Origin of the sequence: Streptomyces crystallinus, assembly GCF_039521265.1 — a bacterium.
GTDB lineage: Bacteria > Actinomycetota > Actinomycetes > Streptomycetales > Streptomycetaceae > Streptomyces > Streptomyces crystallinus.
This window is the reverse complement of record NZ_BAAACA010000016.1, coordinates 153,691-172,816: the sequence shown is the minus strand read 5'-3', so window position 1 is coordinate 172,816 and position 19,126 is coordinate 153,691. Positions and strand designations below refer to the sequence as shown.

The following is a 19,126-nucleotide window of genomic DNA, read 5'->3' as shown; positions in this document are numbered from 1 at the left end:
GGCCAGTGTCAGTGGTGTCACGTAAAGTTCCTCCCAAGCAAACTCTTGAACGCGTTCAAGAGACTCCTGGGGAGGGGCTGCGGATGCGCAGTGGAGCCAAGGCCGCCGTCGTCGGCGGAGTGTTCGTGGTCGTCGGCACCGGAGTGGTGTACGGGGGCTACCAGATGCTGTCCGGGGACGACTCGTCCTCCGGTTCGCATACGAGGGCGGCGCCGGTACGGACCGGGCCGCCCGGCGCCGACGAGATCAACAAGACCGCCCAGGCCTTCTTCGACGCCTGGTCCAAGGGGGACGCGGCGGCGGCCTCGGTCCTGACCAACAACAACGCCGCCGCCCAGAGCGCGCTCACCGGCTTCCACGACGAGGCGCACGTGGACAAGGTGACGATCACGCCGGGGGCGGCCACCGGGGCGACCGTTCCGTACACGGTGAAGGCGCAGGTCACCTACGAGGGGAAGACGGCGGCGCTCGACTACGCCTCCCGGCTGACCGTCGTACGGGGGCTGACCACCGGCAAGGCGCTGGTGGACTGGCAGCCGGCCGTCGTCCACCCGAAGCTGAAGTCCGGCGAGAAGCTGGTGACCGGGGCCGCCAAGAACCCGGAGATCGAGGCCGTCGACCACGAGGGGCGGGTGCTGACCAAGGAGAAGTACCCCTCCCTCGGGTTCGTCCTGGACGCGCTGCGGCAGAAGTACGGGGCCAAGGCCAACGGCACACCGGGCGTGGAGACCTGGATCGAGGGCGGCGCCGAGGGCACACCCAACCAGACGCTGCTCACCCTGGCCAAGGGCAAGCCCGGCAAGCTGACGACGACGCTCGACGCGGACGTCCAGGCGGCGGCCGAGCGGGCCGTGAAGGACTTCGCGGAGTCCTCCGTGGTGGCGATCGAACCGTCCAACGGGGAGATCCGGGCCGTCGCGGACAACCGCAAGGACGGCTTCCCGGCCTCGCTCCAGGCGTCCGTCGCCCCCGGCTCCACGATGAAGATCGTGACCGGCGCGATGATCATCCAGAACGGGGTGGGCGGGGCGGACCAGCCGGTCGAGTGTCCGGCGACGGTTCCGTGGGAGGGCTACACCTTCCACAACCTCAAGGACTTCACCATCCCGCACGGCACCCTGACCGACGCGTTCGCCCAGTCCTGCAACACCGCCTTCATCAAGCCGGTGAAGCCGCTCACCGGAAAGGGTGTCGCCGGGACCGCGCTCGGCCGGACCGCCCGGGACTACTTCGGGCTCGGCCAGAACAACTGGAAGCTCGGCGGCGTGAAGTCCTTCGACGGCAGCGTCCCGGAGTCCTCCGGCGTGGAGACCGCCGCGTCCTACATCGGGCAGGGCAAGGTCCAGATGAGCCCGCTCGACATGGCGTCCGTCTCGGCCACCGTGATCAACCGCGGCTTCCGCCAGCCGGTGATCGTGCCGCAGAACCTGGACGGCCGCGAACTGGCCACCGCCGAGCCGCTGCCGGGCCCGCTCGCCTCCCAGCTCCAGCAGATGATGCACGCGGCGACCACCGGCAGCGGAACGGCCGTGGGCGCGATGGCGGGGGTGCCCGGACCCAAGGGCGCCAAGACCGGCTCGGCCGAGGTCGACCAGCAGGGCAAGTCCAACAGCTGGTTCACCGGGTACGGCAACGGGCTGGCCGCCGCGGCCCTCGTCCAGTCGGGCGGCCACGGCGTGGACGCTGCGGGGCCGATCGTGGCGCGGGTGCTGCGGGCGGGGTGACGTGGAGGGGGTAAAGGGGTGACGCGGGGCACGGGGAAACGGCCTCGCACGCCCCCCGCGGCTACCGCTAGCGTGCGGGGACATGAGTGCTCAAGAATCCCCTGCCCACCCCCGGTTCGCCGAGGCGCTGCGCGCCCTCGGGCTCGCCGTGGAGGTACGCCGCTTCCCGGACGCGACCAGGACCGCCGCCGAGGCCGCCGCCGCCATCGGCTGCGACATCAGCGAGATCGTCAAGTCGCTGGTCTTCGAGGCGGACGGGGTCCCGGTGATCGTCCTGATGGACGGCTCGTCGCGGGTGGACGTCGAGCTCGTACGGCGTGAGCTGGGCGCGGAGAAGGTGAAGCGGGCGGGGGCCGAGCTCGTACGGGAGACGACCGGTTACGCGATCGGCGGTGTGCCGCCCTTCGGCCATGTGCGCCGCACCCGCGTCCTCGCCGACCGCGCGCTGCTCGACCACGACGTGGTCTGGGCGGCCGCCGGCACGCCTCACACGGTCTTCCCGCTCGACCCGAAGACGCTGATCGGGCACGCCGGCGGCACCTTGGCCGACGTGCGCGAGCGCACCGCGTGAGCCTGGCGGTCGCGCTGGCCGTCCTGCTCGCCGCCGTCACCCACGCGTCCTGGAACGCGATGGCGCACACGATCAAGGACCAGCTGGTCGCGTTCACGCTGATAGGCGGCGGGGCGACGGCGATCGGCGCGGTGCTCGCGCTGTTCACACCGCTGCCCGCGTCCGGCGCCTGGCCGTACCTCATCGCCTCGGCGGCGCTGCACACCGGCTACCAGGCGCTCTTGATGCGCTCCTTCAGCCTCGGCGACTTCGGGCAGATGTATCCGATCGCGCGGGGTACGGCGCCGCTGGTGGTGACCGTGCTGGCGGTGCTGTTCGTCGGCGAGAGCCTGAACGCGTGGCAGGCTTCGGGGGTGGCGGTCGCCTCGGCGGGCCTGGTCGGGATGGCGCTGTGGGGCATCCGGGGCTCGGGGGCCCGGCCGCACTGGCCGGCGCTGCTGGCCGCGCTGGCGACGGGCCTGTCGATCGCGGCGTACACCGTCGTCGACGGCGTCGGCGTCCGCGCGTCGGGCACGCCCGTGGGCTATATCGCGTGGCTGATGATCCTGGAGGGGCTGCTGATCCCGGGGTACGCGGTGTTCCGGCGCCGGGGCGCCCTGTGGGAGCAGCTGCGGCCGTACGCCGCGCGCGGCCTGCTGGGGGCGGCCCTGTCCATGACGGCCTACGGCCTGGTCCTGTGGGCCCAGACGCGGGCGCCACTGGCTCCTGTGGCGGCGCTGCGGGAGTCGAGCATCATCGTGGGGGCGGGGATCGGGGCGCTGCTGTTCAAGGAGCGGTTCGGGGGTGTGCGGATCGCTGCGGCGGGGGTGTTGGTGGTGGGGATCGGGCTGATGCTGCGAGCGGGGTGACCGGGGGTGCGATCCCCCACCCCGCCCCTTCCCTAAACCCGCCGGGGGTGGGTGGGGGCCGGGCCCCCGGGCCCCGTACCGGTCGCGGGACCTGCGGCCCCGCACCCCGCTGCGGGTTCGTCTGCGACCCGGTGGCGGGCTGGTCGCGCAGTTCCCCGCGCCCCTCAGGTAGTCGGCCGCAGCCGGACAACCCAGCTCAGCCACAGGCTTTCAGGGGCGCGGGGAACTGCGCGAGAAGCGGCCACGACCCGCGGACGAACGGGGGTTTGGGGGCGCGGGGAACTGCGCGGGAGGCGGCCACCGGCCCGCAGACGAAGGCCGGGCACCCTAGGGGCGCGGGGAACTGCGCGAGCGACCACCCACGCAGCCGCAGACAAAGGCCGGGCACAAAACGGTGGCGTGTCGCGTTCAATGGACCGGGCGCGGAGATCGCCGCAGTGGCAAGAACAGGAGCGGGCGTGGACGTGCAGGGCTCGGTCGACCCGGGATACGAGGCGGTCAGGGCCGCGTTCGTCCAGAACTTCACCCACCGCGGAGACCGCGGCGCCGCCGTCGCCGTCTACCGCAACGGGCGCAAGGTCGTCGACCTGTGGGGCGGGACCAAGGACGTCGACGGCGACGCCCCCTGGGCCGTCGACACCGCCCAGATCGTCCGCTCCGCCACCAAGGGCCTGGCCGCCGCCGTCCCGCTCCTGCTCCACCAGCGCGGCCAGCTGGACCTGGACGCGCCCGTCGCCACGTACTGGCCCGAGTTCAAGGCCAACGGCAAGGACCGCGCCCTCGTCCGCCATCTGCTGGCCCACCGCGCCGGCGTGCCCGCCCTGGACCGGCCCCTCACCCCGGCCGAGGCCGCCGACGGCGAGTCGGGGGCGGCCGCGGTCGCCGCGCAGACGCCGTTCTGGGAGCCGGGCAGCGGACACGGGTACCACGCCCAGACGTACAGCTGGCTGCTCGGCGAGCTCGTGCGGCGCGTCACCGGCCGCACGCTCGGCCGCTGGGTCGCCGAGGAGATCGCCCGGCCGCTGGGGGCCGACTTCTGGATCGGGCTGCCGGAGGACGAAGCCGCGAGGGTGGGGCGCGTGGGGCCGGCCGAGGCGCCCCGAGCGTCCGGTGCCATCACGCTGCGGCCCAAGCCCGCCGTCGCCGCCGCCTACGCCGACCCCGGCTCCCTCACCCGCCGCGCGTTCGGCGCCATCGACCCGCTCCCGGACGAGAACGACCCCGCCTACCGGGCCGCCGAACTCGCCGCTTCGGCGGGCATCTCGACCGCCCGGGGCCTCGCCCGGTTCTACGCGGCCACGATCGGGGAGGTGGACGGGCGGCGGCTCTTCGCGCCCGCCACCGTCGCCCTGGCCCGGACCGAGGAGTCCGCCGGCCCGGACCGCGTCCTCGTCGTCAACACCCGCTTCGGGCTCGGGTACATGCTGCACGGGCCCGCGTCCCCCCTCCTGGGCCCCGGCTCCTTCGGGCACCCGGGCCGCGGCGGCTCCCTGGGGTTCGCCGACCCGGAGTCCGGCATCGCCTTCGGCTATGTCACCAACGGCCTCCAGAAGGGCGTCACCGCCGACCCGCGCGCCCAGGCCCTGGTGCGCGCGGTCCGGGACGCCCTCACCCCGTAACGCCGCTCACGCCTTGGCGGCGGCCGCCCTCGGGTCGAAGCCGAACGGCAGCTCCAGGCGGTGGGTGCGCATCAGGTCCTCGTCCGAGAGGACGTCCACCGTCTTGCCGTCCGCCGCGATGGTGCCGCCGCTGAGGATCACCGAACGGCCGCACAGCTCGAGGGCGTACGGCAGGTCGTGCGTGACCATCAGCACCGTGACGTCCAACGCCCGCAGGATGTCGGCCAGTTCACGGCGGGAGGCCGGGTCCAGGTTGGACGACGGCTCGTCCAGGACCAGGATCTCCGGTTCCATCGCGAGCACCGTGGCCACCGCGACCCGGCGGCGCTGGCCGAAGGAGAGGTGGTGCGGGGGCCGGTCGGCGAACTCCGCCATCCCCACCCGCTCCAGGGCCGTGCGCACCCGCGCGTCCAGCTCCGCCCCGCGCATCCCGGACGCGGCCGGGCCGAACGCCACGTCCTCCCGGACGGTGGGCATGAACAGCTGGTCGTCGGGGTCCTGGAAGACGATGCCGACCCGGCGGCGGATCTCCGCCAGATTGCGCTTCTCCACCGGCAGCCCGGCCACCTTCACCGAGCCCGCGCCGCCGGTCAGGATGCCGTTGAGGTGCAGGACCAGGGTGGTCTTGCCGGCGCCGTTGGGGCCGAGCAGCGCGACCCGCTCGCCGCGCCCCACCGTCAGGTCGACGCCGAACAGGGCCTGGTGGCCGTCGGGGTAGGCGAAGGCCAGCCCGCTCACCTCGAGGGAGGCGGGGGCAGCGGAAGAAGTCATCGACGTAGTCACAGAGTCCACCCCAACAGACAGATCACCAGAGCCGACGCGGGGAGCGCCGCCGCGTACCGCCACTGCGCACCGGTCGCCGTCACCTCGTCGATGACCGGCATCGAACCCGCGTAACCGCGGCTGACCATGGCCAGATGGACCCGCTCACCGCGCTCGTACGAGCGGATGAAGAGCGCGCCCGCCGACTTGGCGAGGACGCCCCAGGACTTCAGGCCGCTCGCCTCGAAGCCGCGTGAGCGGCGGGCGATCGACATCCGGCGCATCTCGTCCGTGATCACGTCGCCGTAGCGGATCATGAACGACGCGATCTGGACGAGCAGGGACGGGAGCCTGAGCCGCTGGAGGCCCAGCAGCAGGGCCCGCAGGTCCGTCGTGGCGGCCAGGATCACCGAGGCGGCGACCCCGAGCGTGCCCTTGGCGAGCACGTTCCACGCGCCCCACAGCCCGTTCTCGCTCATCGACAGGCCGAGCACGTGCACCTGCTCGCCCGGCACCACGAACGGCATCAGCACCGCGAACGTCACGAACGGGATCTCGATCAGCAGCCGCTTGAGCAGGAAGCCCGCCGGGATCCGGGCGGTGGCCGCCACCGCCGCGATCAGCACCGCGTACAGACCGAAGGCCCAGACCGCCTCGCGCGGGGTCGAGACGACCACGATCACGAAGAGGAAGACGGCCGTGAGCTTGCAGTGCGGGGGCAGCGCGTGGACCGGCGAGGCGGCCTGCCGGTAGAGCTTGTGCGTGTGGCCGGCGCCCATGTCAGACCTTCTCGGTCTCGGGCAGGGCGGTGGGTGTGGCCTCGGCGGCGCTGCCGCGGCGGCGGCGCACCACCCAGAAGATGCCGCTGCCGACGCCGACGGTCACCGCGACGCCGATCATGCCCGCGAGGCCCGTGGCGACCCGGTCGTTGCCGATGTCCTTGACCGAGTAGCCCGCGAGCGGCGAGTCCTCGGTGGCGTGCTTCTTCTCCTGGGTGTCGATGCCCTTGTCGTGGGCGACCTTCTCCAGGCCGTCGGGCGAGGCGGAGGCGTAGAAGGAGAAGAAGCCGGCCAGCAGCAGGGCGGCGACGACGAACGCGGCGCGCACCTTGTGCGTGGAGCGGGCCGCGGCGGGTACGGGCTCGGGAGCGGGGGCGTCGACCAGTTCGCCGCCCACCCGCAGCTTCAGCGGGGTGTGCAGTCCGCGGGCCCCGTGGACGAGGTCGGGCCGTACGGCGATGACCGCGCCCACGGTGAGCGCGGTGATCGCGGCCTCGCCGATGCCGATGAGGACGTGCACGCCGACCATCGCGGTGAGCACCTTGCCGATGGGGACGTCGGTGGTGCCGCCGGCCGCGTAGATCGCGGTGAAGGCGAGGGCGGCGGCCGGAACGGAGAGGAGGGCGGCGACGAAGGTGGCCGCGGTGATGGAGCTCCGCCTGCGGGGCAGCACCTTCACCAGGCCGCGGAAGACGGTGTACGCCACGACCGTCGTCACGATCGCCATGTCGGTGATGTTGACGCCGAGCGCGGTGAGGCCGCCGTCGGCGAAGAGGATGCCCTGCATGAGCAGTACGACGGAGACACAGAGGACGCCGGTGTACGGACCGACGAGTATCGCCGCGAGCGCCCCGCCGAGCAGATGGCCGCTGGTGCCCGCGGCCACCGGGAAGTTCAGCATCTGCACGGCGAAGATGAACGCCGCGACCAGGCCCGCGAGCGGGGCCGTCTTCTCGTCGAGTTCACGTCGGGCCCCGCGCAGGCTGACCGCGATGGCGGCCGCCGCGCCGACTCCGGCTACCGCGGAGACGGGGGCGTTGATGAATCCGTCCGGGACATGCATGGGTGGTCTCCGCTGGGCCTGGATGGCTGGAACCGTTCGAAGGAACCGCTCGATGATAGTCGTGCACCTGCGAACGGGTCGCAAGAGCGCATACGCGAGATTTACCAACCGTTCTCGCGCCCGGCGCGCCCCCGAAAATATGCGACATTTAATGACAAAGAACATGAAGAGCTGCGCTGAGTGAGTGTGAGGAGCGACTGATGTCCCCCGCCGTCGAGGAACACGCCCGCGCGAGGATCGTCTCGGACGCCCCGCACCACCGCCCCGTTCCGGTCGCCCTGCGCTACGACCCCGCCGAGGACCCGCTGGCCGTGTGCTTCGCCTTTCCCGGCGGCAACGAGTGGGTCTTCCCGCGCTCCCTCCTGGAGGCCGGGCTGCGCGGCCCGACCCGCCGCGGCGACGTCGCCGTCTGGCCCTGCGGACGGGCCCAGACCGTGCTGGAGTTCCACTCGCCGGACGGAGTCGCGGTGGTCCAGTTCGACAGCTCGCCACTGGTCCGCTTTCTGCGTCACACCTACAGCGTGACGCCCGCGCCGAGCGGACGGCCGTAGTCGCCCGGGCGTAGCCGGACGTACGCAACGAAAGAGCCGGCCCCTAACGCGTGCTGCGTAGGGGCCGGCTCCGGCCGCACGGTCCCGTCCCCACAGGCCGTGGGCGTCACGGGGTGACGGGTCAGACGCGCGCGAGCTCGCGGTCGTCGTCGCCGTCCGACGCCTTGGCGGCGTGGGCCTTCAGGCCCTCACCCTCGACGTCGACGTTCGGCAGGACCTTGTCCAGCCAGCGCGGCAGCCACCAGGCCTTGGAGCCGAGCAGCGCGAGCACCGCCGGGACGATGGCCATCCGGACCACGAAGGCGTCGAAGAAGACCGCGATCGCCAGGGCGAAGCCGATCATCTTGATCATCTGGTCGCTGGCCCCGATGAAGCCGGAGAAGACCGCGATCATGATCACCGCGGCGGCGGTGACCACCCGGGCGCCGTGCCGGAAACCGGTCACGATCGCCTGGCCCGGGCGCTCGCCGTGGACGAAGGCCTCGCGCATCCGGGTGACCAGGAAGACCTCGTAGTCCATGGCCAGACCGAAGACCACACCGACCATGAAGATCGGCATCATCGACATGATCGGGCCGGGGTTCTCCACCCCGAAGAGCCCGCCGAGCCAGCCCCACTGGAAGACCGCGACGACCGCGCCGAGGGCGGCGACCACCGAGAGCAGGAAGCCGAGGGCCGCCTTGAGCGGGACCAGGATGGAACGGAAGACCACCATCAGGAGCAGGAAGGCCAGGCCCACCACGAGCGCCAGATAGGGCAGCAGCGCGTCGTTCATGCGCTGGGAGAAGTCGATGTTCATCGCGGTCGCGCCGGTGACCAGGACCTCGGCCTTGGTCTGCGACCTGATGTCCTTGCCCGCGTCCCGGATCGACTGGACCAGGTCCTCGGTGTCCGTGGAGGACGGCTTGGATTTCGGGATGACCGTGATGGTCGCGGTGTCGCCCTCCTTGTTGAGGGCGGGCGCCATGACCTCGGCGACGTCGGGAAGCTTCTTGATGGTGTCCGAGGTGCGGTCGGCCGCGGCCTTGGCACCGCCGGACGCCTTGGCGCCGTCCACGACGATCATCAGCGGGCCGTTGAAGCCCGGGCCGAAGCCGTCGGAGAGGGTGTCGTAGGCGCGGCGCTGGGTCGTCGAGGTCGGCTGCGAGCCGTCGTCGGGCAGACCCATCTCCAGGGAGGCGGCCGGGACGGCGATGGCGCCGAGCCCGATCACACCGGCGAGCAGCACCCAGATCGGCCTGCGCAGCACGAAGCTGGACCAGCGGGTGCCCATGTTCGGCTTGGCCTCGCTCGGGGCCTCGACCGTGCCGGCCTCCATCTTCTTGCGGGTGCGGCGGCCGAAGACGCGCTTGCCCGCGAAGCCGAGCACCGCCGGGATCAGGGTGAGCGCGATCAGTACGGCGATGACGACCGTACCGGCCGCGGCCACGCCCATCTTGGTGAGCATCGGGATGTTGACGACCGCGAGGCCGCACAGCGCGATGACGACGGTCAGACCGGCGAAGACGACCGCGGAACCGGCCGTTCCGACGGCCCGGCCGATGGCCTCCTCGCGGTCCCGGCCCTCGCGGAGCTCAGCCCGGTAGCGCGAGACGATGAAGAGCGCGTAGTCGATGCCGACCGCGAGGCCGATCATCGAGGCCAGCGTGGAGGTGGTGTTGCCGAGGTCCAGGACGTTGGCGAGCGCGGTGATGGTCGAGACGCCGATGCCCACGCCGATGATGGCGGTGATCAGCGGGAGACCGGCCGCGATCAGCGAGCCGAAGGTGATCATCAGCACGATGCCGGCGATCACCACACCGATGATCTCGCCGGAGCCCGTCTCGGGCTTGGCCTGGAGCGCGTCACCGCCGATCTCGACGGTGAGCCCGGCCTTCTCGGCGGCCTTGCCGGAGTCCTCCAGCGACTTGCGGTCGCTGTCCTCCAGGGCCATGCCGTTGACCTTGTACTTCACGGATATGTACGCGGTCGAGCCGTCCTTGGAGACGGCGTTCGCCTGGTACGGGTCGGTCACCGAGGCGACCTGCTTCGAGCCCTTGGGCAGGTCGGCGACGACCTTGTTGACCTGGTCCTTGCTGGCCGGGTCGTTCATCGTCTTGCCGGCCGGGGCCTTGAAGACGATGCGGGCGGTGGCGCCGTCGGCGCTGCCTCCCGGGAAGCGCTGCTCCAGCAGGTCGAAGGCCTTCTGGGCCTCCGTGCCGGGCATCGAGAAGGAGCTGGCGGAAGGAGTGGAGGCGGACGCGGCGCCGAATCCGGCGAGGAACAGCAGCGCCACCCACACGAGGGCGACATAGCGGCGGCGCCGGAAGGCGAACCTGCCGAGTCGGTAGAGGAACGTGGCCACGAGGGCGTACTCCCGATCGGTCGTTGGCTTACAGGGCGTGGATGACCAGCCCGACGACGAGAGCGGCGTACGTCAGGTGGGGCAGGTTGGTGGGGAGCTAGACGGGATCGCCGAGGGCGGGGAGGACCACGGCGTCGATGTAGTTTCCGAGGAAGGCCTTGTCGATCGCCTTGTCCTCGACGAGCTGCCGGGCGACGAAGGCGCCGACCAGCATGTGTACGACATAGGGGAGCGCGGGGTTGTCCGCGCGGACCTCGCCGCGTTCCACCGCACGCCGCAGCACCTGGTCGAGGCCGGTGATCTCCGGCTCGATCAGCACTTCGCGCAGCGCCTGGTGGAGGTCCGGGTTGTCGTGGACGGCGTGCATCAGACCCCGCATCAGCGCGGAGTCCTTCTCCAGCTTGCAGTCGTCCTCAAGACCGACCAGCTCGTGGAAGTCGCGGCGCAGCGAGCCGGTGTCGATCTCATGGAGAGCCGACGGCTTGTTGTGCCGCAGCGCACGGGCGACCAGCTCCGGCTTGTTCCCCCACTGACGGTAGAGGGTGGCCTTGCTGGAGCGGGTACGGGCGGCGACGGCGTCCATCGTCAGGGCGTCGTAACCGACCTCGCGCAGCAGGTCGAGCACCGACTCGTACAGCTCTGCCTCACGTTCGGCCGTGAGCCTGCTTGCCATTCTCGACCTCCCATCCGAACGAAACGGTTTCGTACTCGTTCGAATGTAACGCCTTCATCGAGCGAAACGAAATCGTTTCGCTTGTGTTCTGTGCCACAACTGCCCAGGGTCCATAAGTTGCCGCACTCCCGTGGCGCGGAAAGCATTGACGAGTGAGCGACGCACCCGAGGACGACCAGCAGCCGGCGCCCGTCACCGACGGCGCCTACCTTCGCTTCCCGCATCTGCACGACGACTTGCTCTGCTTCGCCGCCGAGGACGACCTGTGGGTCGCGCCCCTCGTCCCGGCCGGCCACAGCCCCTCCCGGGCCTGGCGGGTCACGGTCGACGGCACCAAGGTCAGCCACCCGCGGTTCTCCCCCGACGGCAGCCAGATCGCGTACACGACCTGGCGCAGCCTGGACCCGGAGATCCATCTGGCCCCAGTCGCGGGCGGCCCGGCCCGGCGGCTGACCTACTGGGGATCGACCGACACCCGGGTCTGCGGCTGGACCCCCGACGGCCACATCCTGGCCGTCTCCTCGCACGGCCAGCCCTTCTCGTACTTCTCCTGGGCCTACAGCGTCCCCACCGACGGCTCCCCCGGCGGGCGGCTGCCCTGGGGCCCGGTCTCCGACATCGCCTGCGCCGACCTCGACGGCGAGCGCCGCACCCTGCTGCTCACCGGGAAGCCGCCGCACGAGCCCGCCGCCTGGAAGCGCTACCGGGGCGGCGCCATGGGCCGGCTGTGGCTGCACGGCAAGCGGCTGCTGCCGGACATCGGCGGCCATCTCGACTCGGTGATGTTCGTGGCGGACCGGATCGCCTTCCTCTCCGACCACGAGGGCGTCGGCAACCTCTACTCCTGTCTGCCCGACGGCTCCGACCTGCGCCGCCACACCGACCACGACGAGTACTACGCCCGGCACGCCTCCTCGGACGGGCGCCGGGTGGTCTACCAGTGCGCGGGCGACCTGTGGATCGTGGACGCGCTCACCCCCGACTCGGCGCCCCGCCGCCTGGACGTGCGCCTGGGCGGTCCGCGCGCCGGGCGCCGCACCTACCAGGTGCCCGCGGCCAGCCATGTGGACGCGCTCTCGGTCGACACCACCGGCCGGGCCAGCGCGATCGTGGTGCGCGGCAGCCTGTACTGGCTCACCCACCGCGACGGCCCGGCCCGCACGATCACCGACACCGCGGGGGTACGGGTGCGCCTGCCCGAGATGCTCGGCACCGGCGGCCAGGTGGCGTATGTGACGGACGCGGACGGCGAGGACGCGGTCGAGATCGCCTACCTCCCCCGCGCCAGCGGCGACCGCGAGCCCCGGCGGCTGGCCTCCGGCGAGCTGGGCCGGGTCCAGGAGCTGCTCTCCGACCCGGAGGGCGAGCGCCTCGCGATCGCCTCGCACGACGGCCGGCTGCTGCTCATCGACGCCGGTGAGGACTCCGACGGCGAGGTCACCGAGCTGATCCGCTCGCTCAACGGCCCCGTCCGCGATCTGGCGTTCTCCCCCGACGGCAACTGGCTGACCTGGTCCCACCCGGGCATCGGCCGCTCACTGCGGCAGATCAAGATGGCCCGGATCGCGGGCCCCGGCGCCCGGCTGATCGTGGATGTGACCAACGGCCGCTTCGAGGACGAGAACCCGGTGTTCACCCGGGACGGCCGCTATCTCGCGTTCCTGTCCTGGCGCGGCTTCGACCCGGTGTACGACGTGCACACCGGCGACCTCTCCTTCCCGCTGGGCTGCCGTCCGTATCTCGTCCCGCTCTCCTCGGCCACCCCCTCGCCGTTCGCGCTGCTGCCCGACGGGCGCCCGGCCGCGGGCGGGCTCGACCCGCTGGAGGAGTCGGGCGACGGCACGGTCACCGTGGAGGTGGAGGGCCTGGAGAGCAGGGTGACGCCGTTCCCGGTGGCCGCCTCCAAGTACTCGGCGCTCCACCCGGTCTCCGGCGGCGGCCTGGTGTGGCTGCGGTGGCCGATCTCGGGCGCGCTGGGCGAGACCTTCGCCAACCCGGCGGACACCTCGGGCCGCCCGACCCTGGAGCACTTCGACATCACCAAGGCCCGCAAGACCGAACTCGTCGACCACCTCGACTGGTTCGCGGTGAGCGGCGACGGCAGCCGGCTGGTGGTCGTGGACGAGGGCGACCTGCGGGCCGTGCCCGCCACCGAGTCCGGCGACAGCGACTCCACCATCTACCTCGACCTGCGCCGGATCCTGCACGAGGTCGACCCGCCCTCCGAGTGGCGCCAGGCCTACGACGAGGCGGGCCGGATCATCCGCGCCTACTTCTGGGAGCCGCAGATGTGCGGCATCGACTGGAAGGCGGTGCTCGACCAGTACCGCCCGCTGGTCGAACGGGTCGCCTCCCCCGACGAGTTCGCGGACCTGCTGCGCGAGGTGCTGGGCGAGCTGGGCACCTCGCACGCGTACGTCTCGGCCGCGCGCCGCAACGAGGGGCCGCCCCACTACCAGCGCCCCCAGGGGCTGCTCGGCGCCAACTTCGTGCACCGCGAGGAGGGCTGGATGGTGCGGCGCATCCTGCCCGGCGACTCCTCCGACTCCAAGGCCCGCTCGCCGCTGGCCGGCACCGGCATCCGCGAGGGCGCGGTGCTCACCCATGTCGACGGCCGCCCGGTGGACCCGGTGGCGGGCCCCTTCCCGCTGCTCGCCGGCTCGGGGGGCACCACGGTCGAGCTGACCTTCCAGCCCGCCGAGGGCGAGGGCCGCTCCCGCCGGGTCGCGGTCGTGCCCCTGGTGGACGAGCGCCCGCTGCGCTACCAGGACTGGGTGGCCAAGCGCCGTGCGGTGGTACGGGAGCTGAGCGGCGAAAAGTGTGGCTATCTGCACATCCCGGACATGGGCGGCTCGGGATGGGCCCAGTTCAACCGGGATCTGCGCCTGGAGATGTCCCGCCCGGCGCTGATCGTCGACGTACGCGGCAACGCGGGCGGCCACATCAGCGAGCTGGTGATCGAGAAGCTCACCCGGAAGATCATCGGCTGGGACCTGACCCGGGACGCCCAGCCGGTCTCGTACGCCTCCAACGCGCCCCGGGGCCCGGTGGTGGCCCTGGCCGACGAGGCGACCTCGTCCGACGGCGACATGATCACGGCGGCCTTCCGGCTGCTGCGCCTGGGGCCGGTGGTGGGCCAGCGCACCTGGGGCGGGGTGGTCGGGATGACCGGGCGCCACACGCTGGGGGACGGCACGGTGATCACGGTGCCGATGAACGCGGCCTGGTTCGACAGCTACCACTGGTCGATCGAGAACCACGGGGTGGAGCCGGACCTGGAGATCCTGCGCACGCCGCTGGACTGGGCGGAGGGGCGCCACGCCCAGCTGGACGACGCGGTGCGGCTGGCGCTGGACCTGCTCGCGGGCACGCCGGCGGCGTCGCCGCCCGGGTACACGAACACTCCGGATCGGCGACGGCCCGAGCTCCCACCGAGGTGATGCGTCTGCGGCTGATCCGTGGCTGCTCGCGCCCCTAAAACCAGACTTCGTCTGCCGGTGCGTGGTGGGCTGGTCGCGCAGTTCCCCGCGCCCCTAGGGGGTTGCGGTCAGCCGGGGCTTTTAGGGGCGCGGGGAACTGCGCGAGAAGCGGCCACCGGCCCGCAGACGAAGGCGGGTTTAGGGGCGCGGGGAACTGCGCGGCCAGCCCGCCACCGGCCCGCAGACCGGCTCACACCTCGTCCGCGCCCTCCGCCAGGCGGCGGTCCATCGCAAGGGACAGTTCCGCCTCGACCACATGCTTGGCCAGCGGGCGGAGGCGAGACACGTCCTGGTCCGAGGCGTGGGCGTGGAGCAGGTCGACGAACAGGGCCGCCAGCGCGTCCGCGTGGGCGCGGACCTCGCGGCCCGCCGCGAGCACCGCGGCCAGCGGAACGCCCTCACGTACCAGCGCGGCCGAGACGTCGAGCAGCCGCCGGCTGATGTGGACGATCTCCTCGCCGTCGACCGCGAGATAGCCGAGGTCGAGCGCGGCCGCCAGGTTCTCCGGCGTCACCTCGCCCGCGAAGTGGTCGGCCAGCGCCTCGGGCGTCAGCCGGACCGGCGTCTCCTCGGTCGGCTCGACGAGCCCGAGCGCCTCGCCCGCGTCCCGGCCCGACTCGAACGCGGCGGTCAGGTCCGCGATGCCGGAGAGGGTGTGGCCGCGTTCGAGCAGGGCGGCGATGGTGTGCAGCCGGGCCAGATGCCGCTCGTCGTACCAGGCGATCCGGCCCTCCCGCCGCGGTGGCGGGATGAGCCCGCGCTCACGGTAGAACCGCAGCGTGCGTACGGTGATGCCGGCCTTCGCGGCCAGCTCCTCCATGCGGTACTCGCGGGGCGCGGCCGGTCCGCCGCCCCCGGGCCCGCTCTCCACTCCTGCGTCTGCCACGTCCGCCAGCCTATGTTGTACCGCCAGTAACTTTCCCCGGCCGGACCCCTACCGCTCGGTATGCCGCTGCTCTACTCTCCCAATTGCGCCAGTGATTACTGGCAGAGTCGCGTCATACAGACTCTCCGCACAGACGTCCTGCATGGAGGCGGTGGCATGGCCCAGCACGAGCGCAAGCCCGAGCACGTACGGGTGGCGGTGATCGGGTCCGGATTCGGCGGGCTCGGGGCCGCGGTCCGGCTGCGGCGCGAGGGGATCACCGACTTCGTCGTCCTGGAGCGGGCCGGTTCGGTCGGCGGGACCTGGCGGGACAACAGCTATCCCGGATGCGCCTGCGACGTACCGTCGCACCTGTACTCGTTCTCCTTCGCGCCCAACCCGGACTGGCCGCGCACCTTCTCCGGGCAGGAGCACATCCGGGCCTATCTGGAGCACGTCGCCGACACCTTCCGGCTGCGCCCGCACATCCGCTTCGACCACGAAGTGACGCTGATGCGATGGGACGGCGAGCAGCTGTACTGGGTGATCGAGTGCGGCAACGGAGAGGTGCTGCACGCCGACGTCGTGGTCTCCGCGACCGGCCCGCTCTCCGACCCCAAGATCCCCGAGATCCCCGGCCTGGACACCTTCCCCGGCAAGGTCTTCCACTCCGCCCGCTGGGACCACGACTACGACCTGCGCGGCAAGCGCGTCGCCATGATCGGCACCGGCGCCTCCGCGATCCAGATCGTCCCGGCCATCCAGCCCGAGGTGCGCACCCTCACCCTCTTCCAGCGCACCCCGCCCTGGGTCATGCCGCGCGTCGACCGGGCGATCAGCGCGCCCGAGCGCTGGCTGCACCGGCAGCTGCCGTTCACCGGGGCCGCCCGCCGCGGACTGCTGTGGGGCATAAGGGAGTTGCAGGTCAGCGCGTTCACCAAGCGTCCGGGCGAGCTGGGCCTGGTGGAGTCGCTGGCCAAGCGGAACATGGCCCGGGCCATCAAGGACCCGGCGCTGCGCGCCAAGCTGACGCCGGACTACCGCATCGGCTGCAAGCGGATCCTGCTGTCCAGCGAGTACTACCCGACGCTGGCCAAGCCCAATGTGGACCTCGTCGCCGCCGGGCTCAGCGAGGTGCGCGGCTCCACCCTGGTGGCCGCCGACGGCACCGAGACCGAGGCCGACGCGATCGTCTTCGGCACCGGCTTCCACGTCACCGACATGCCGATCGCCGACCGCGTGGTCGGCGCCGAGGGGCACACCCTCGCGGAGGCGTGGAAGGGCGGCATGGAGTCGCTGCGCGGCGCCACCGCCGCCGGGTTCCCCAACTGGATGACGATCATCGGGCCCAACACCGGCCTCGGCAACTCCTCGATGATCCTGATGATCGAGTCGCAGCTCAGCTATATGGCCGACTATCTGCGGCAGTTGGACGTCCTCGGCGGCCGGGTCGCCCTCGCCGCCCGGCCGTCCGCCGTCGGCGCCTGGAACCGCCGCGTCCAGGAGCGCATGAAGCGGACCGTGTGGAACACCGGCGGCTGCACCAGCTGGTACCTGGACGCGAGCGGGCGCAACACCACCATCTGGCCCGGCACCACCGGCGAGTTCCGCAAGGAGACCCGCGCGGTCGACCTCGGGGAGTACGAGGTGGTCCGCGCCCGGGCCGCCGAGCCCGCCCCGGCGGCGGCCGAGCCCCGCAAGGGACGCAAGGCGTCCGGCGCCCCCGAGGCGGTGGCCTCGTGAGACGCCCCGCACACGTCACCTCGGGCCTCTTCGCCCCGCCCGAGCCCTCCCGTACGCTCACCGCTCTCTCCGCCGACGGCGCCCGGCTGCACGTCGAGGTGCACGGGCCCGAGGGCGCCCCGGCCGTCGTCCTCGCACACGGCTGGACCTGTTCGACCGCCTTCTGGGCCGCGCAGATCCGCGCCCTGGCCGGCGACCACCGGGTCGTCGTCTACGACCAGCGCGGCCACGGCCGTACTGCCGCGAGCGCCCAGTGCTCCGCCGACGCGCTCGCCGACGACCTGGAGGCCGTGCTGGCCGCGACGCTCGCGCCGGGCGAGAAGGCGGTGCTCGCCGGGCACTCCATGGGCGGGATGACGCTGATGGCCGCGGCCCGCCGCCCCGGGCTGCGCGAACACGCGGCCGCGGTGCTGCTCTGCTCCACCGGCAGCTCCCGGCTGGTCGCCGAGTCCCTGGTGGTGCCGCTGCGGCCGGGCCGGCTGCGCACCCGCCTCACCGCCGCGGTCCTCGGCTCCAGGGCGCCGCTCGGGCCGGTCACGCCGGTGGCCAAGAAGGTCCTGCGGTACGCGACGATGGGCCCCGGGGCCGCGCCGGACCGGATAGAGGCGTGCGCCAGGATCGTGCACGGCTGCGCCCGCGGCCCCCGCCACGCCTGGTCGCAGGTGCTGGCCGAGCTGGAGATCGACGCCCTGGTGCGGGAGTTGCGGGTGCCCACCGCCGTGGTGGCGGGCACGGCCGACCGGCTCACCCCGCCGGTGCACGCCCGCCGGATCGCGGCGGCGCTGCCGGTCTGCGTGGGCCTCACCGAGCTGACCGGCGTCGGCCACATGACCCCGGTCGAGGTCCCCGAAGTCGTCACGGAACGCATCCGTGAACTGGTTCGTACGTATGTGACGGTCGAGGAGGACGTGGCATGAGCAGGGTGAGCCTTGAGGGGCAGGTCGCGGTCGTCACGGGCGCGGCCCGGGGCGTGGGCGAGCTGCTGGCGCGCAAGCTGTCGGCGCGCGGCGCCAAGGTGGCCCTGGTCGGCCTGGAGCCGGACGAGCTGAAGCGGGTGGCGGCGCGGCTGCACACCGAGTGCGAGTCGTGGTTCGCGGACGTCACCGACCACGAGGCGATGGCCCGGGTCGCGGGCGAGGTCAAGGAGCGCTTCGGCAAGGTCGACATCGTGGTCGCCAACGCGGGCGTCGCCTCGGGCGGCCCGTTCGTGGACTCCGACCCGGACGCCTGGCGCCGGGTGATCGAGGTGAACCTGATCGGCGGCGCGGTCACCGCCCGCGCCTTCCTGCCCGTACTCATGGAGAGCCGGGGCTACTTCCTCCAGATCGCCTCGCTCGCCGCGATCACCCCGGCGCCGATGATGACCGCCTACTGCGCCTCCAAGTCGGGCGTGGAGGCCTTCGCGCACAGCCTGCGGGCCGAGGTGGGCCACAAGGGCGTACGGGTCGGGGTCGGGTATCTGTCCTGGACCGACACGGACATGGTGCGCGGGGCGGACCAGGACGAGGTGATGCGCGAGCTGCGCCAGCGGCTGCCGTGGCCGTCCAACCGCACCTATCCGCTGGGCCCGGCCGTCGACCGGATCGTGGCGGGCGTCGAGCGCCGCTCCTCGCACGTGTACGCGCAGTGGTGGCTGCGGGGGATGCAGTCGGTGCGCGGCTATCTGCCGGCGCTGATCGGCTCGGTGGGGCAGCGCGAGATGCGCCGCTTCGAGCCCCGGCTCGGCGCGGTCAGCCGGGGGCTCGTGGGGGCGGGAGGCGCCGCCGACGAGCAGGAACGCACCCTCCGTGACCTTCCGTAACTGACCGAAATGCGCCTTGCGTCCCCTCGTGCCACGCTGGTCGAGGCCCGGCGGAGCCGCGGGAACAGCCCCGGCACCCGGCCCCTCACATCCTCGTAGGAGTGCACACGATGGGCATCAAGGACGAGATGCAGAACAAGGCGAAGCAGGCCCAGAACAAGGGCAAGCAGGCGATGCAGTCCAAGAAGGGCCAGGCCCAGGACCAGTCCCGCCAGGCCCAGGACAGGGGCCAGGACGAGTCCCAGCGGGCCCAGCAGCAGGCCCAGGACAAGTTCGACATGGACTACGACGTCTAGCCGTACTC

Annotated in this window: 16 protein-coding genes; 10 read left to right on the top strand and 6 right to left on the bottom strand. The window is 72.2% G+C overall.

Annotated elements, in window-relative coordinates; genetic code table 11:
- Positions 1–83: 83 nt before the first annotated feature.
- The 4 genes from ABD236_RS16875 to ABD236_RS16860 all read left to right on the top strand — a co-directional run bounded on the left by ABD236_RS16875 (position 84) and on the right by ABD236_RS16860 (position 4,762).
- Complete coding sequence (locus tag ABD236_RS16875) at positions 84–1,724, top strand: penicillin-binding transpeptidase domain-containing protein (RefSeq protein WP_344074531.1); 1,641 nt, start codon at positions 84–86, stop codon at positions 1,722–1,724.
- Positions 1,725–1,806: 82 nt separating this feature from the next.
- Positions 1,807–2,295 carry a YbaK/EbsC family protein gene (locus tag ABD236_RS16870; RefSeq protein WP_344074530.1) on the top strand — a complete coding sequence of 163 codons (489 nt, stop codon included), beginning with the start codon at positions 1,807–1,809 and terminating at the stop codon, positions 2,293–2,295.
- Entirely contained in the window at positions 2,292–3,143 is an 852-nt protein-coding gene (locus ABD236_RS16865; protein ID WP_344074529.1) for an EamA family transporter, read from the top strand. Before ABD236_RS16870 ends, ABD236_RS16865 begins: the two co-directional genes overlap by 4 nt.
- 458 nt (positions 3,144–3,601) lie before the next feature.
- Entirely contained in the window at positions 3,602–4,762 is a 1,161-nt protein-coding gene (locus tag ABD236_RS16860) for a serine hydrolase domain-containing protein (protein WP_344074528.1), read from the top strand.
- A gap of 6 nt (positions 4,763–4,768) precedes the next feature.
- Here ABD236_RS16860 and ABD236_RS16855 read toward each other — a convergent pair whose 3' ends face one another.
- From ABD236_RS16855 to ABD236_RS16845, 3 genes are read right to left on the bottom strand one after another with little or no spacing between them, the layout of a single operon-like run.
- On the bottom strand, positions 4,769–5,533 hold the full coding sequence (locus tag ABD236_RS16855; RefSeq protein ID WP_344074527.1) for an energy-coupling factor ABC transporter ATP-binding protein: 765 nt from the start codon (positions 5,531–5,533) through the stop codon (positions 4,769–4,771).
- 8 nt (positions 5,534–5,541) lie between these two features.
- A complete protein-coding gene (cbiQ, locus tag ABD236_RS16850) occupies positions 5,542–6,303 on the bottom strand; it encodes a cobalt ECF transporter T component CbiQ (RefSeq protein ID WP_344074526.1) in 762 nt (253 codons plus the stop codon).
- A gap of 1 nt (position 6,304) precedes the next feature.
- Complete coding sequence (locus tag ABD236_RS16845; protein ID WP_344074525.1) at positions 6,305–7,366, bottom strand: energy-coupling factor ABC transporter permease; 1,062 nt, start codon at positions 7,364–7,366, stop codon at positions 6,305–6,307.
- 200 nt (positions 7,367–7,566) lie between these two features.
- On the opposite strand from ABD236_RS16845, the gene ABD236_RS16840 reads away from it, so the two are divergent.
- The gene (locus ABD236_RS16840; RefSeq protein WP_344074524.1) at positions 7,567–7,917 is read left to right on the top strand and encodes an SsgA family sporulation/cell division regulator; all 351 of its coding nucleotides are present in this window, start codon (positions 7,567–7,569) and stop codon (positions 7,915–7,917) included.
- A 121-nt stretch (positions 7,918–8,038) separates the two neighbouring features.
- On the opposite strand, the gene ABD236_RS16835 is transcribed toward ABD236_RS16840, so the two are convergent.
- Together ABD236_RS16835 and ABD236_RS16830 are read right to left on the bottom strand one after the other, a co-directional pair.
- Positions 8,039–10,261: an MMPL family transporter gene (locus ABD236_RS16835; protein WP_344074523.1), complete on the bottom strand. Its 2,223-nt coding sequence runs from the start codon at positions 10,259–10,261 to the stop codon at positions 8,039–8,041.
- 97 nt (positions 10,262–10,358) lie between these two features.
- Positions 10,359–10,934, bottom strand: coding sequence for a TetR/AcrR family transcriptional regulator (locus tag ABD236_RS16830; RefSeq protein ID WP_344074522.1), 576 nt, complete (start codon positions 10,932–10,934; stop codon positions 10,359–10,361).
- A gap of 152 nt (positions 10,935–11,086) precedes the next feature.
- On the opposite strand from ABD236_RS16830, the gene ABD236_RS16825 reads away from it, so the two are divergent.
- Positions 11,087–14,374, top strand: coding sequence for a S41 family peptidase (locus ABD236_RS16825; protein ID WP_344074521.1), 3,288 nt, complete (start codon positions 11,087–11,089; stop codon positions 14,372–14,374).
- A gap of 229 nt (positions 14,375–14,603) precedes the next feature.
- On the opposite strand, the gene ABD236_RS16820 is transcribed toward ABD236_RS16825, so the two are convergent.
- Positions 14,604–15,233, bottom strand: coding sequence for a MerR family transcriptional regulator (locus tag ABD236_RS16820; RefSeq protein ID WP_344074552.1), 630 nt, complete (start codon positions 15,231–15,233; stop codon positions 14,604–14,606).
- A gap of 222 nt (positions 15,234–15,455) precedes the next feature.
- Here ABD236_RS16820 and ABD236_RS16815 point away from each other — a divergent pair, with 222 nt between their 5' ends.
- The 4 genes from ABD236_RS16815 (at position 15,456) to ABD236_RS16800 (ending at position 19,118) form a co-directional block, all read left to right on the top strand.
- Positions 15,456–17,021, top strand: coding sequence for a flavin-containing monooxygenase (locus ABD236_RS16815; RefSeq protein ID WP_344074520.1), 1,566 nt, complete (start codon positions 15,456–15,458; stop codon positions 17,019–17,021).
- On the top strand, positions 17,018–17,938 hold the full coding sequence (locus ABD236_RS16810) for an alpha/beta fold hydrolase (protein WP_344074519.1): 921 nt from the start codon (positions 17,018–17,020) through the stop codon (positions 17,936–17,938). Before ABD236_RS16815 ends, ABD236_RS16810 begins: the two co-directional genes overlap by 4 nt.
- On the top strand, positions 17,935–18,822 hold the full coding sequence (locus ABD236_RS16805; RefSeq protein ID WP_344074518.1) for an SDR family oxidoreductase: 888 nt from the start codon (positions 17,935–17,937) through the stop codon (positions 18,820–18,822). Before ABD236_RS16810 ends, ABD236_RS16805 begins: the two co-directional genes overlap by 4 nt.
- A 110-nt stretch (positions 18,823–18,932) precedes the next feature.
- The gene (locus ABD236_RS16800) at positions 18,933–19,118 is read left to right on the top strand and encodes a hypothetical protein (RefSeq protein WP_344074517.1); all 186 of its coding nucleotides are present in this window, start codon (positions 18,933–18,935) and stop codon (positions 19,116–19,118) included.
- Positions 19,119–19,126: the final 8 nt, after the last annotated feature.